The 13,948-nt window shown below is 72.6% G+C and carries 11 protein-coding genes; 4 read left to right on the top strand and 7 right to left on the bottom strand.

The features are described 5' to 3' along the window. Positions 1-66: 66 nt before the first annotated feature. Positions 67-1,908, bottom strand: a complete 1,842-nt coding sequence (locus ACFU7Z_RS23605) for a phosphatidylglycerol lysyltransferase domain-containing protein (protein WP_380741892.1) — start codon at positions 1,906-1,908, stop codon at positions 67-69. A gap of 377 nt (positions 1,909-2,285) precedes the next feature. On the opposite strand from ACFU7Z_RS23605, the gene ACFU7Z_RS23600 reads away from it, so the two are divergent. Beyond that, a complete protein-coding gene (locus tag ACFU7Z_RS23600; RefSeq protein ID WP_380779429.1) occupies positions 2,286-3,440 on the top strand; it encodes an alpha/beta hydrolase in 1,155 nt (384 codons plus the stop codon). Between the two features lie 113 nt (positions 3,441-3,553). Then, positions 3,554-4,348, top strand: coding sequence for a ferritin-like domain-containing protein (locus ACFU7Z_RS23595; protein ID WP_049654056.1), 795 nt, complete (start codon positions 3,554-3,556; stop codon positions 4,346-4,348). A gap of 21 nt (positions 4,349-4,369) precedes the next feature. Here the strand turns inward: ACFU7Z_RS23595 and folE are convergent, their stop codons facing one another. The 6 genes from folE to dacB all read right to left on the bottom strand — a co-directional run bounded on the left by folE (position 4,370) and on the right by dacB (position 12,431). Further along, positions 4,370-4,975, bottom strand: a complete 606-nt coding sequence (gene folE, locus ACFU7Z_RS23590; RefSeq protein WP_049654054.1) for a GTP cyclohydrolase I FolE — start codon at positions 4,973-4,975, stop codon at positions 4,370-4,372. Positions 4,976-5,081: 106 nt separating this feature from the next. Further along, positions 5,082-7,136, bottom strand: coding sequence for an ATP-dependent zinc metalloprotease FtsH (ftsH, locus tag ACFU7Z_RS23585; RefSeq protein WP_074006436.1), 2,055 nt, complete (start codon positions 7,134-7,136; stop codon positions 5,082-5,084). Between the two features lie 229 nt (positions 7,137-7,365). Then, positions 7,366-7,920 (bottom strand): hypoxanthine phosphoribosyltransferase, encoded by a 555-nt coding sequence (gene hpt, locus ACFU7Z_RS23580; protein WP_049654051.1) that lies wholly within the window; start codon positions 7,918-7,920, stop codon positions 7,366-7,368. A gap of 71 nt (positions 7,921-7,991) precedes the next feature. Next, positions 7,992-9,119 carry a tRNA lysidine(34) synthetase TilS gene (tilS, locus tag ACFU7Z_RS23575; protein ID WP_074006435.1) on the bottom strand — a complete coding sequence of 376 codons (1,128 nt, stop codon included), beginning with the start codon at positions 9,117-9,119 and terminating at the stop codon, positions 7,992-7,994. Positions 9,120-9,403: 284 nt separating this feature from the next. Next, complete coding sequence (locus ACFU7Z_RS23570) at positions 9,404-10,576, bottom strand: zinc-dependent metalloprotease (protein ID WP_049659916.1); 1,173 nt, start codon at positions 10,574-10,576, stop codon at positions 9,404-9,406. 199 nt (positions 10,577-10,775) lie between these two features. After that, complete coding sequence (dacB, locus tag ACFU7Z_RS23565) at positions 10,776-12,431, bottom strand: D-alanyl-D-alanine carboxypeptidase/D-alanyl-D-alanine-endopeptidase (protein WP_380779427.1); 1,656 nt, start codon at positions 12,429-12,431, stop codon at positions 10,776-10,778. 76 nt (positions 12,432-12,507) lie between these two features. Here dacB and ACFU7Z_RS23560 point away from each other — a divergent pair, with 76 nt between their 5' ends. Further along, positions 12,508-12,999 (top strand): inorganic diphosphatase, encoded by a 492-nt coding sequence (locus ACFU7Z_RS23560; RefSeq protein WP_030244505.1) that lies wholly within the window; start codon positions 12,508-12,510, stop codon positions 12,997-12,999. A 214-nt stretch (positions 13,000-13,213) separates the two neighbouring features. Continuing rightward, complete coding sequence (locus ACFU7Z_RS23555; RefSeq protein WP_049660339.1) at positions 13,214-13,882, top strand: heme oxygenase (biliverdin-producing); 669 nt, start codon at positions 13,214-13,216, stop codon at positions 13,880-13,882. Positions 13,883-13,948: the final 66 nt, after the last annotated feature.

The raw sequence follows: 13,948 nt of genomic DNA, 5'->3' as shown, positions 1-13,948 counted from the left end.
CCGCCGAGGATTCTCGGCGGGGGCCCCGTTCCGTGCCGTCGCGGCCCCGAAGGCCCGCGACGGGCCTCAGGCGGCCTCGGTGACCTCACGGGTCGACGGGACCGGCATCAGCCCCTCGCGCTGGCGCCGACGGCCGAAACGCGGCATCCCGAGCGTGATGAAGGCCTCCGCCTGCATCGCGGCGAAGCCGATCCGGGGCAGGTCTCGGGTGCTCGGGAAGACCAGGAAGCGCGGCTCCCACTCGGGCTGGAACTTGGCGTTGAACTTGTACAGCGACTCGATCTGGAACCAGCGCGACAGGAACACCAGCAGCCCCCGCCAGGCGCGCAGCACCGGGCCGGCGCCGATCCGCTCGCCGCGGGCCAGCGCCGAGCGGAACATCGCGAAGTTGAGCGACACCCGGCGCACGCCCATCGCGGGCACCGCCTGCAGCGCGGCGACGATCAGCAGCTCGTTCAGGCCCGGGTCGGCGGCGCGGTCGCGGCGCATCAGCTCCAGCGAGATGCCGTCCGGCCCCCAGGGCACGAAGTGCAGCACGGCCTTCAGGTCGTCGCCCTCCTCGCCCTCCTCCGGGGCCTTGTGGGCGGTGACCACCACGCAGTCGTCGTCCAGCGGGTCGCCGAAACGGCCGAGGGCCATCGAGAAGCCGCGCTCGGTGTCGGTGCCGCGCCAGCGGGCGGCGGCGTCGGCGATCCGGTACTTCTCCTCCACGGTGAGCTCGGAGACCCGGCGCACCTGGCAGGAGTAGCCGTTGCGCTCGATCCGCTTGACCATCTGGCGCACGTTGCGCATGGCCCGGCCGGAGAGCGAGAAGGACGCGGTGTCCACGATCGCCTCGTCGCCCAGCTCCAGCGCGTCCAGGCCCGCCTCGCGGGTCCAGACCTCGCCGCCGACCTCGCTGCACCCCATCACGGCCGGCACCCAGGCGTGCTCGCGGGCCTCGGCCATGAACACCTTGATCGCGCCCGGCCAGGCCTCGACGTCGCCGACCGGGTCGCCGGAGGCCAGCATCACGCCGGAGACCACCCGGTAGGAGATCGCGGCCTTGCCGGTGGGCGAGAACAGCACGCTCTTGTCGCGGCGCAGCGCGAAGTAGCCGAGCGAGTCGCGCTCGCCGTGCCGCTTGAGCAGCTCGCGGACCTTCTCCTCGTCCTCCGCCGTCAGCTCGGGCTTCGGCTTGCCCGGGCGCAGCGCCAGGTACGCGGTGGTGAAGGCGGTCAGCAGGCCGAGCCCGCCGAGCAGGTAGGCGACCAGGTCGGACATCCGGACGTTGTTGTACCGGATCGGGCCCTCGAAGCCGAACAGTCCGTACCCGACGTGCTGCAGGCGCTCGGTCAGGCCCGGGTGGCCGATCTCGTACTTGGTCCGGGTGCTCACGATCAGCAGGCCGAGCAGCACGCTGAGGACGCCCATGACGACCAGGTTGACCACCGCCCGCCAGCGGGTGCGCGGGTCGGCCTTGGCGTAGAACTCGCGCTGGTGGACCAGCATCACGGCGAGGACCACCAGCGAGACGACCGCCGGGCCGATCTGGTGCCAGCGCACGATGTGCAGCCCGGCGCTGACCGGCAGCAGCACGCAGACCGCCCGCCAGGCCCGCCGCTTGCGCCGGCGCAGCGCGTGCGCCAGCGGCACCAGCAGGATGCCGACCATCAGCGCGCCGACCGCCGCCAGGCTGGTGGTGCCGCCCGGCAGCTGCCCCGCGAAGGTGTGCACCTTCGTGTGCCGGAGCCTGGGGAACACCGCGCTGGCGATGTCCACGAGCCCGATCAGCAGACAGGCGTAGCCGACCGCTCCGGGGAGCCAGGCCCTCGGGACGGCGGACGCCTGGTTGCGCAGCGTCTGCAGGCCGCGGCGACGGCGCGGCGGCTGCTCGGGGCTCGGCTCAACGGACACGGGAACGCTCATGGAAGCTCAGCGTAGAGGCTGCGGTGCGGTGTCCGGTCACTCCGGGGGAGGACGCGTGATGGACCTTCATGCCTATTCCTTCATCAGGCAATGCGCATACCAAGGACCCGGAAACGGTCGGTAAACCGGGGCCGTGGTCGCGCTGCGGGTTGAGCCGGCGGTGGGAGCCGGGGGCCCGCCGCAGCGTGGCGCGACGGGACCCTCCGGGACGCGTTACGTACGGTGGACGCCGCATTCTAGGGCGCCGGTTGCCTCCGGCTCTCCCCGCCCTACCAGCCCGCCCGGGCATCCGGACAGCCTAGCCACGGTGGCCCGGCCTGACGGACCGCCAGACGATGAAGCCTGCACCGACAGTGTCCCACCGGAAGGCCGACGGCATGGAACTGACCAGCGACGCGCTGGTGAACTCGCTTCTCGCACTCGGCGCCGCGGCGGTCGTCACGACCCTGTGGCTCTGGCCGCGGCTGGCGCCGCAACGTCCGCTGCCGGTGCTCGGCCGGATCGGGTTACTGACGGTCGTTCAAGCCTCGGTCCTGGCCGTGCTCGCGCTGTCGGTGAACAACTCCTTCGGGTTCTACACCTCCTGGGACGACCTGCTCAGCCCCGGCGGCGCCAAGCTCGCGCTGGCCGGCAACGAGAACCGCAGGGGCGGCACCCCGGTCCCCGACGCGCTGGTCCAGCCCACCACCGAGGGCGGCCTGGAGACCATCACCAACCTGCCGAAGGGCCCGCCCGAGGAGGTCGGCAGGATCGAGTCGGTCCGGGTGAGCGGCAAGGAGACGGGCTTCTCCGACCAGATGTTCGTCTACCTGCCGCCCGCGTACTTCGACCCGAAGCTCACCCTGGTCCGCTTCCCCGTCCTGCTGGCCATCGCCGGCTACCCGGGCACCACCCTGAACCTGCTGCACGAGCTGCCCCTCGCCCAGACCGCGATCGAGCTGCAGCGCTCCGGCAAGATGCCGCCGACCGTCCTGGTGATGGCCCGCCCGGCGGTCGTCCCGTCCCGGGACACCGAGTGCGTGGACGTCCCCGGCGGGCCGCGCACCGAGACCTGGTTCGTCAAGGACGTCCCCGAGGCCATCCTCAGCGCCTACCGGGTCGGCCGCACGGCCGGCTCCTGGGGCACCCTCGGCTACTCCACCGGCGGCAGCTGCGCGCTGCGCCTGGCGATGCGCTTCCCGAACGTCTACGGCAGCGCGGCGAGCCTGCACGGCGACTTCACCGTGCGCCAGGACAACTACACCGGCGGCGACCTCTTCAACGGCGACAAGGCGCTGGCCCAGCAGCACGACCTCGGCTGGCGGCTGCAGAACCTGCCGGTCCCGGCGCTCAACGTGCTGGCGGTCTCCACCCGCGCGGAGGGGGACTACCCGCAGACCGTCCAGTTCGTCGACCTCGCCACCAGGACCGCGGCGGCCAACCCCCAGTTCAAGATCGACTCGCTCTACCTGGACGACGGCGGGCACAACTTCGACAGCTGGACCAGGGAGCTGCCGGCCACCCTCGAATGGCTGGGCTCGCACCTCGGCTAGCGCACGTGGGTGACTACCCGCCGGTCGGCCCGCCCGGCCGGCGGCCCGGGGGAACGTATCGCGACCGCCCGTCGGCCCCCGCCGGGCGCCCCCGGACCCGCGCAGGAGGCACTGTGCTGAGCACCCGCTCGCTCTTCGACGAGATCTACCGCAACGACCAGGCGTACCAGCTGTTCTGCAGCATCGCGGCCGGCGGCGAGGACCAGGGCGGCTGGGAGAACGAGCGGATCGCCGCCCTCACCCGGGACCCGGTCCTCGCCCCGAAGGTCGCCCGGCACGGTGCCGACGAGCGCAAGCACGGCCGGATCTTCGCCCAGCTGCTGAACCGGCGCGGCCTGCCCAAGGTGCCCGTGCCCGACGAGACCGACTACTGCATGCTGCTGGAGCGCCAGGGCATCGGCCTCTCGCACGAACGGCTGAACAGCGACGTCCCGCTGACCGACCGCGAGCTCATCACCTACCTCGCGCACAGCCGGGTCACCGAGCAGCGCGCCGCCGAGCAGATGCGGCAGCTGGTCAGGGCGTACGCGGACAACCCGGCCCTCGGCCGGGCGATGCGGGTGATCTCCGCCGACGAGGACGACCACCTCGCCTACTGCCACGAGGAGCTGCTGCGGCTGATCTCCGAGGGCCACGGCCCGTACGTCCGGCACGCCCTGGAGACCAGCGCCCGGGGCGAGGTCCGCACCTACCGGGACGTCGGCCTCGCCGTCACCGCCCGGATGGCCCGGATCCTGCGCTGGCCGCGCTGGCAGCTCGCCCTGATCACCCTCGGGGTGCGCGCGCTCCACCTGTACGACCGCGCCTACGGCTGGCGCCGGATGGTCACGCTGCGGATGCCCGAGCACCGCAACGCGCTGGGCACCCCGGCTCCGCCGCACGCGGAGCACGAGGTGCCCGGTTCCTGAACCGTCGGCCCGGCCGGCGCCCTACCGGCCGATGATGAGGCTCATCGCCTCGGCCCGGGTGGCCGGGTCGCGCAGCTGGCCGCGCACGCAGGAGGTGATGGTCTTGGCGCCGGGCTTGCGGATGCCGCGCATCGACATGCACATGTGCTCGCACTCGACCACGACGATCGCCCCGCGCGGCTCCAGGATCCGCATCAGCGCGTCGGCGACCTGGCTGGTCAGCCGCTCCTGCACCTGCGGCCGGCGGGCGTAGACGTCGACCAGCCGGGCGAGCTTGGACAGCCCGGTGATCTTGCCGCTGGTGGACGGGATGTACCCGACGTGGGCCACGCCGCGGAACGGCACCAGGTGGTGCTCGCAGACCGAGGTCAGCTCGATGTCCTTGACCAGCACCATCTCGTCGTGGCCGAGGTCGAAGGTGGTGGTGAGGACGTCCTCGGGCTCCTGCCACAGGCCCGCGAATATCTCCTTGTAGGCGCGCGCCACCCGGGCCGGGGTCTCCAGCAGGCCCTCGCGGTCCGGGTCCTCCCCGACGGCGAGGAGCAGCTCGCGGATGGCGTTCTCGGCCCGCTTCTGGTCGAAGGTACCGACGGCGGGCGGACCGTCGAAGGTCACCGGGTCGATCATGCGGGCCTCGCTTATGTATCGGAAGACTCTGGCTGAACAGCACGGATGCCGCGCCTCCAGGGTACAAACCCTGGTGACGCGGCATCCATTCCCTACGGAGCGGGGGTCAGCCCTCGGTCGGCGGCTCGGTGGCCGGCAGCGGCGGGAGCTTCACAACGTCCACCGGAGCGGCCTCGCCGGAGGCGGCGCCGTTGGTGAGCGCCAGCTCCTTCGGGGACTGCACCGGAGGCCGGGTGGACGGCGTGCGGCGGGCGGAGCCCGTCCAGGCCGGCCGGGTCGGGCGCTTGACGATCGGGGCGAAGACCTCGGCGATCTGCTCCTTGTTCAGGGTCTCCTTCTCCAGGAGCTCCAGGACCAGGTTGTCGAGCACGTCGCGGTTCTCGACCAGGATCTCCCAGGCCTCGTTGTGCGCCGTGTCGATGAGCTTCTTGACCTCTTCGTCGACCAGCCCGGCGACCTCTTCCGAGTAGTCGCGCTGGTGGCCCATCTCGCGGCCGAGGAACGGCTCCGAGTTGTCCGAGCCGAACTTGATCGCGCCGAGGCGCTCGGTCATGCCGTACTGGGTGACCATGGCCCGGGCCGTCGCGGTGGCCTTCTCGATGTCGTTCGAGGCACCGGTGGTCGGGTCGTGGAAGACCAGCTCCTCCGCCGCGCGCCCACCCATCATGTAGGCGAGCTGGTCGAGCATCTCGTTGCGGGTGGTGGAGTACTTGTCCTCGTCCGGCAGCACCATGGTGTAGCCGAGGGCCCGGCCGCGGGACAGGATGGTGATCTTGTGCACCGGGTCGCTGTACTGGCAGGCCGCCGCGACCAGGGCGTGGCCGCCCTCGTGGTACGCGGTGATCTTCTTCTCCCGGTCGGACATGATCCGCGTGCGCTTCTGCGGACCGGCCACGACGCGGTCGATCGCCTCGTCCAGGATGCCGTTGTCGATCAGCTTCTTGTCCGAGCGGGCGGTCAGCAGCGCCGCCTCGTTGAGGACGTTCGACAGGTCGGCACCGGTGAAGCCGGGGGTGCGCTTGGCGACGGCCGACAGGTCGACGTCGGGCGCGATCGGCTTGCCCTTCTGGTGCACCTTGAGGATGTCCAGCCGGCCCTGGAGGTCGGGGCGCTCGACCGCGATCTGGCGGTCGAAGCGGCCCGGGCGCAGCAGCGCCGGGTCCAGGATGTCGGGGCGGTTGGTCGCGGCGATCAGGATCACGCCGCCCTTGACGTCGAAGCCGTCCATCTCGACCAGCAGCTGGTTGAGGGTCTGCTCGCGCTCGTCGTGGCCGCCGCCGAGGCCCGCACCGCGGTGCCGGCCGACGGCGTCGATCTCGTCGACGAAGACGATCGCCGGGGCGTTCGCCTTGGCCTGCTCGAAGAGGTCGCGGACGCGGCTGGCGCCGACACCGACGAACATCTCGACGAAGTCCGAGCCGGAGATGGAGTAGAAGGGCACCCCGGCCTCGCCCGCGACGGCGCGGGCCAGCAGGGTCTTGCCGGTGCCGGGCGGGCCGTAGAGCAGCACGCCCTTGGGGATCTTGGCGCCGACGGCCTGGAACTTGGCCGGCTCCTGGAGGAACTCCTTGATCTCGTGGAGCTCCTCGACCGCCTCGTCCGCGCCGGCGACGTCGGCGAAGGTGGTCTTCGGGGTGTCCTTGGTGAGCAGCTTGGCCTTGGACTTGCCGAACTGCATGACCCTGGAGCCGCCGCCCTGCATCTGGTTCATCAGGAACAGGAAGACCAGGACGATGATCACGATCGGGAGCATCGACAGCAGCAGGCTGACAAAGGTGCTCTGCTTCTCCGGGCTGATCGTGTAGCCCTCGGCGAGCGTGCTCGCGTCCTTGTCGTTGACCTGGGCCTGGAGCTTGTCGGCGATGGCGACACCCTGGTCGCCGATGTAAGAGGCCTGGAACTTGGTACCGGACGGGGTCTTGCCCGTTCCGGCACTGGGCAGCGTGGCGCCGTCCTTGAGCTGGATCTTGATCGTGTTCGAGTCACCGGTGGTGATCTGCGCCGACTTGACGTTGTGCGCGTCGATCGCCGCGACGACCTGACCGGTGTCCACCGTCTTGTAGCCGTTGGAGTCCGAAACGACCTGCATCAGCACGATGACGGCGAGGACGGCCAGCACGATCCACATGATCGGCGCACGGAAGTATCGCTTGACGTCCATCCATGCGGGGCGTTGCCGCCCCGTCCCTCCTGCCACTCAACGGCGCCGGGGGGCTGTTGGGCCGCGGCGCAATCCGATTGGTGCTCATGTGAAGAGCGGTTTATTGGACCGTACCGCAGTCGGACCCACCCATGGCGGGAGCACGGCGAGACGGCTGTGGTTCTTTGTCCCCGGGGGTCCAACGGGCGGGAACGGCCTACTGTTCCCGCCCGTAACCCGAACGGGGCCGTCAGCCGCCGTAGACGTGCGGGGCGAGGGTCCCGATGAAGGGGAGGTTGCGCAGCTTCTCCGCGTAGTCCAGGCCGTAGCCGACCACGAACTCGTTGGGGATGTCGAAGCCGACGTACTTGACGTCGATCTCGACCTTGGCGGCGTCCGGCTTGCGGAGCAGCGCGCAGACCTCCAGCGAGGCCGGACCGCGCGAGCCCAGGTTGCCGAGCAGCCAGGACAGCGTCAGACCGGAGTCGATGATGTCCTCGACGATCAGGACGTCACGGCCGGCGATGTCGGTGTCCAGGTCCTTCAGGATCCGCACCACACCGGAGGACTTGGTGCCCATCCCGTACGAGGAGACGGCCATCCAGTCCATGGTGACCTGCGAGTGCAGGGTCCGGGCCAGGTCGGCCATGACCATCACAGCCCCCTTGAGGACGCCGACGATCAGCAGGTCCTTGCCTGCGTAGTCCCGGTCGATTCGCTCGGCCAGCTCCAGGAGCTTGGCGTCGATCTCGTCCTTGCTGATGAGCACCTTCGCGAGGTCAGCGCCCATGTCGTTCTGGTCCACCGGGGATACGTCCTCAAACGTTCGGGGTCTGTGTGGCCGGCGGTCGGCTCCCCCTGGGCATGCCTCGCCCGTCAGTCGCCCTGCCGCCGAAAGACCAGCGTGCCACACCTGCGGGTGGCCTCGACGCCCCCGGGTAGGTGCAGCGGGCCCTGTCCGCGCCATCCGGTGACCAGCAGGTCGATCGTCTCCAGGTGCCGGGCGAACAGGTCCCCGGCCGGACAGCCCGCCCGCAGCGCGGCCCGGCGCAGCACCCGGCGGCGCACCGCGGGCGGCAGTTCGGCCAGCTTCACGGCGTCCAGGGCGCCGTCGCCCGTACGGAGGTCGCGTTCGGCCAGTGCGGCCCACTGGTCGAGGGCGTCGGCGTCGTCGCGGAACAGCCGGGCGGTGCGGGCCAGCGCCTCGACCACCCCGCCGCCCAGGTGCTTCTCCAGGACCGGCAGCACCTCGTGGCGGACCCGGGAGCGGGTGTAGGCGGGATCACAGTTGTGCGGGTCGTCCCAGACCGGGATCGACTGGGCGGCGCAGGCCTGCCGGGTGGCCGCCCGGTCCAGCTCCAGCAGCGGGCGGCGGTAGCGGCCCTTCTGGGCGGGCATCCCGGCCAGCGAGCGGGAGCCGGAGCCGCGGGCCAGGCCCAGCAGCACGGTCTCGGCCTGGTCGTCCCGGGTGTGGCCGAGCAGCACCGCGATCGCGCCGTGGCGGTCGGCGGCCGCGTCCAGGGCGGCGTAGCGGGCGTCCCGGGCGGCGGCCTCCGGGCCCCCGGCGCGGCCGACCCGGACCGGGACCGCCTCCACCGGGTCGAGGCCGAGGCTGCGCAGCCGGTCGGCCACCTGGGCGGCGCGCTCGGCGGATCCCGCCTGGAGGCCGTGGTCGACGGTGACGGCACCGACCCGCAGGCCGATCTTGGGGGCTTCGAAGGCGGCGGCGATGGCCAGCGCCATCGAGTCGGCGCCGCCGCTGACCGCGACCAGGACCAGCGGCGAGCCGGGCGCGGCCGGGGTCCGGGGCAGCCCGGAGGGGTGGCGCGCGGCGTTGCCGATCAGGGTGGTGCCGACCGCGGCACCCACCAGCGGCGCCCCGGCCGGGCGCTCCCGGGGCCGGCGCACCGGCGCGGTGAAGGTGGAACCGGCCTCGGCGGCGAGGTCGGTGAGCGTACGGCGAACGGCCAGGCGTATCGCGGCGACGGCGGGGTGAGGACCCACGGCGGACGACTCCTCGACGGAGGGGGGACAGGACGTGCGGCGGACGCGGCGGGGACCGCGCACCCGCATGAGCACCCGGTTACCGGGCGCTCACAGATGGTGGCAGATAGTGGCCACCCACTACGCCACCCGCGCCCCCGGCAGGTCGACCGTCCCACGTTCGGGTGAATGAAGAAACGCTTCTTCACTCGTCGTCGGCCTGATTGGACCACTCGTACGAGCGGGTTTGACCGGCGCGCGCCGCTTGCCGTCCGGCGTACGGCGCGCCCGCGTCACGACCGCGCTCAGCGGGCCACCCGGGCCACCCAGGCGGCCGGGTCGTGGATCTCGTCCTTGGTGGGCAGGGTGTTCGGGGAGGTCCACACCCGGTTGAACCCCTCCATGCCGACCTGCTCCACCACCCCGCGCACGAACACCGCGCCGTCCTGGTACTGGCGCAGCTTCGCGTCCATGCCGAGCAGCCGGCGCAGCAGCAGGTCGAGCCGGTTGGCGCCGCGGTCCCGGCGCTGCTGGAACTTCTCCCGGATCTCGGCGACCGTCGGCACCACGGCCGGCCCGACGCCGTCCATCACCACGTCCGCGTGGCCCTCCAGCAGCGACATCACGGCCGTCAGCCGGCCGAGGATCTCGCGCTGCGCGGGCGACTGGACGATCTCCAGCAGGTTCCCGGAGGAGGCGCCCTCCCGGCTGCCGCCACCCGGCAGGCCGCCGAGCGAACCCGCCGCGTCCCGCAGCCGCTCCAGCAGGGCGCCCGGGTCGACGTCCGTCTCGGCGAGGAAGGACTGCACCTCGGACTGGATGTGGTCACGCAGCCACGGCACCGCGGTGAACTGCGTCCGGTGCGTCTCCTCGTGCAGGCAGACCCAGAGCCGGAAGTCGGACGGGTCGACGTCCAGCTCCCGCTCGACGTGCACGATGTTCGGCGCCACCAGCAGCAGCCGGCCCGGCCCGGGGCCCTCCGGCCCCAGCCGCGGCTTGTCGAACAGCGCCGCCGGGCTGTCCGGCGCCTCCAGCGGGGGCTCGGCCGGGGCGAAGGTCTCGTACTGGCCCAGCACCTTGGTGGACAGGAACGCCAGCAGCGCCCCGACCTCGATCCCGGTCGCCTTCTCGCCCACCGCGCCGAACACCCCGGCCGCCGTGCTGTTCGCCCGACGCGCCTGGAGCTTCTCCACCAGCGGCTGGACGACCGTGCGGAAGCCCGCCACGTTGGCCCGGATCCACCCCGGACGGTCCACCACCAGCACCGGCGTCGCCGCGGCCTGGGACAGGCTGGACGAACGCATGCCGGTGAACGCCCGCACGTGCTCCTCCGCCTCCAGGGCGTGCCGGCGCAGCTCGGCGACCACCGCCGCCGCTTCCTCCCGGCTCACTTCCGGACCCGGCCGCACCAACCTGGTCGCGGTTGCGACCGCGAGGTTCCAGTCGACCATGTCAGCACCGCCACTCGCGCTCGTCATGCCCTCACCGTACGTGCTCCCCACCACCAACGGCAGCCACCCGCCGCGAACACCTCTCCCCAACGGGCCCCGGCCCCACCGGTCTCCGGCCGCGGCCGGTGGCGGGCGGCGGACCGGTGCGCGGCGGCGGGGTGCCTCCGGGCCGCCGGGCCGGGGCCGTTGAAGGGCGGCGGCGGGGTTGTTGAAGGGCGGCGGCGGGTCAGTGGCAGCCGCAGGTGGTGAGGCGGGCGGCGACGCGGTCCATCGCGGCGCGGGCGGTGTCGGCGGGGGCGGCGGTACGGGTCATGACGGCGAAGGCGAGCAGGCGGCCGTCGGCGTCGACGACGGTGCCCGCGAGGGTGTTGACGCCGCTGAGGGTGCCGGTCTTGGCGCGGATCAGGCCGGCCGCGTCGGCGGCGCCGGACCCGGAGCCGTAGCGCTTGTTGAGGGTGCCGGTGAAGCCGGCGACCGGGAGGCCGGTGAGCACCGGGCGCAGGGCGGGGTGCTGCTCGGAGGCGGCCAGCGCGAGGAGTCGGACCAGGACGGCGGGCGGTATCGCGTTGCCCGGGTGCAGGCCGCTGCCGTCGTTGAGGACCACGGTGCCCATCGGCACGCCGAGCCGGGTGAGCTCCTGGGTGACGGCGGCCGCGGCGCCCTCGAAGCTCGCGGGCTGGTGGGCGGCGATGGCGACCTGACGGGCGATCGCCTCGGCGAGCTGGTTGTCGGAGGTGGTCAGCAGGCGTTCGACCAGCCGGGCGACGGTCGGCGAGAAGACGTCGCCGAGGGGCGCCGTGCCGGTGGCGGTCGGGGCGGGCGCGGGCGCGGCGGCGGGGCCGGCCTTGCCCGTCACGGTGATGCCGCGGGCCCGGAGCAGCGCGGCGAAGGCCTCGGCGGCCGCGGCCGCCGGGTCGGCGACCCGGTCCGGCGCGTCCTCCCGGCTCTTCGGGTCCGCCTTGGCCTCGTCCACCATCAGCGGGACCACCAGGGCGATGTTCTGAGCGTCGTGGTTCCTGTGCTGCGGGCCGCCCGCGTACATCGACAGGTCGTAGTCCAGCTGGACCGTCGTGGTGCCGAGGCCCTTGAGGCTGTCGGCGGTCTGCTGGGCGAGGGAGTCCAGTGAGGCGGGGGCGGTGTCGGCGTCGGCCGGCTGACCGCCGATCTGCACCTGGTCGGCGGGCAGCGCGGTGAGCGTCGGGTCGCCGCCGCCGACCAGGGTGATGGTGCCCGGGGCCGCGCCCTGGACCACCCGGGTGTGCAGCCGGGTGTCGCCCGGGATGAGGGACAGGGCCGCGACCGCGGTGGCCAGCTTGGTGGTGGAGGCGGGGGTGGCCGGGGTGTTCTCCCCGGAGCCGTACAGGAGTTGGCCGGTGCCGGCGTCCGCGACGGCGAAGGTGACCTCGCCGAGGTTCTTGTCGGCGAGCACGGCGGCGAGCGCCTGCCGGAGGCCCTGCGCGGTGGGGACGGCGGCGCCCGGGCCGCCCTCGACGGCGGCCAGGACGGCGCCCGGCGCGGGGGCCGGGCGCGCAGCGGACGCGTCGCCACCCCCGGTGGCGGGCACGGAGGCGCCGGGCACGGAGGCCGCGGGCGTGGGCGCGGCGGGCGGCGCGGCCCGACGGGCGGGTGCGGCGCCCGGGTCGTCGTTCGACCGGGGACCGGCGCCGCCCTTCCCGTGCTCGCCCTTCCTCCCGCCGTGGCCGTTCGGTCCGTCGTGGTCCTCGCCCTCGCCCGGCCCGGCGCTGTGCCCGCCCGGCGGCGGGGCCGGCTGCGCGACCGCACCACCCGAGGTCAGGACCGTACCGACGACCAGGAGCGCCGCTCCGAACAGCCCCGCGGCCGTCCCCCCGCGGCGGCCCGCCGCCCCTCCCCCTGTGCCCACCGACCGGCCCCTTTCCCGAGCACCCGCTCCCGTAGGAGACACTTGGATTCTGTCAGTCCCTACCTTGGAGGAACCGTTGGAGTTCGACGTCCTTATCGAAATCCCGAAGGGCTCTCGTAACAAGTACGAGGTCGACCACGAGACCGGCCGTCTGCGGCTCGACCGGATGCTCTTCACCTCGACCCGCTACCCGGCCGACTACGGCTACGTCGAGGGCACGCTCGGCGAGGACGGCGACCCGCTGGACGCCCTGGTCATCCTGGACGAGCCGACCTTCCCGGGTTGCCTCATCAAGTGCCGCGCCATCGGCATGTTCCAGATGACCGACGAGGCCGGCGGCGACGACAAGCTGCTCTGCGTCCCGGCGACGGACCCGCGCTGGGAGCACCTGCGCGACATCCACCACGTGTCGGAGTTCGACCGCCTGGAGATCCAGCACTTCTTCGAGGTCTACAAGGACCTGGAGCCGGGCAAGTCCGTCGAGGGCGCCAACTGGGTCGGCCGCGCCGAGGCCGAGGCCGAGGTCACCGCTTCGATCAAGCGTCTGGCGGAGCAGGGCGGCCACTGAGCCGTCGTTCCGATCCCACTCGGCCGGGGACGGTCGGAGGCAGGTCGGGACAGCCCGGGGCCGGGGTTCGCGGATTCGTCCGCGGACCCCGGCCTCTGTCGTGTCCGGGGACGGGACGTCTTGCCGACAGCCTGTCGGCAAGACGTGAAGTTAGGTTAGGCTAACCACACATTCAGCCGATTCCCACCGGCCGATCCCGGACCCTGGAGGCCGCATGCCCACGCCCGCGCCCGCCCCGTTCTCCACCGTGCTCCGCACCGCCAGCAGCGAGGAGCACGAGGCCGCCGAACAGTCCTCGTTCATGAGCCGGCTGCTGGGCGGCGGTCTCGGGATCGAGGCGTACGCCGACCTCACCGGCCAGCTCTGGTACGTCTACCGGGCCCTGGAGGACCGGGCCGAGCAGCTCGCGGAGCACCCGCTGGCGGGCCCCTTCATCGACCGGTCGCTGCTGCGCACCGCCGCCATCGAGCGCGACCTGGCGCACCTGCGCGGGCCCGACTGGCGGGACGGCCTGGCCCCGCTGCCGGCCACCGCCGCGTACGTCGCCCGGCTGGAGGAGCTGGCCGCCGAGTGGCCGGCCGGGTACCTCGCGCACCACTACACCCGCTACCTGGGCGACCTGTCGGGCGGTCAGATCATCCGGGGCATAGCGGAGAAGACCTGGGGCTTCGAGCGCAAGGGCGACGGCGTGCGGTTCTACGTCTTCGAGGAGGTCGACAACCCGGCCGCCTTCAAGCGCGAGTACCGGGCGAAGCTGGACGCGGCCGGGGAGGCGATGGACGAGGTCGAGCGGCGCCGGGTGGTCGAGGAGTGCAAGCGGGCCTTCGTGCTCAACGGGGCGGTCTTCCGCGACCTGGACACGCGCTACCCGCTGAGTGCGTAAACGTTCCTCCTTACCCCCTTGCGGCGGGCCTTCTCCAGCTCCTTGGTACGGCGCTCCTCGCGGACC

Origin of the sequence: Kitasatospora sp. NPDC057518 (assembly GCF_042802075.1) — a bacterium.
Lineage (GTDB): Bacteria > Actinomycetota > Actinomycetes > Streptomycetales > Streptomycetaceae > Kitasatospora.
The sequence above is the reverse complement of the archived record's forward strand: the minus strand, read 5'-3'. Positions and strand labels throughout refer to the sequence as shown.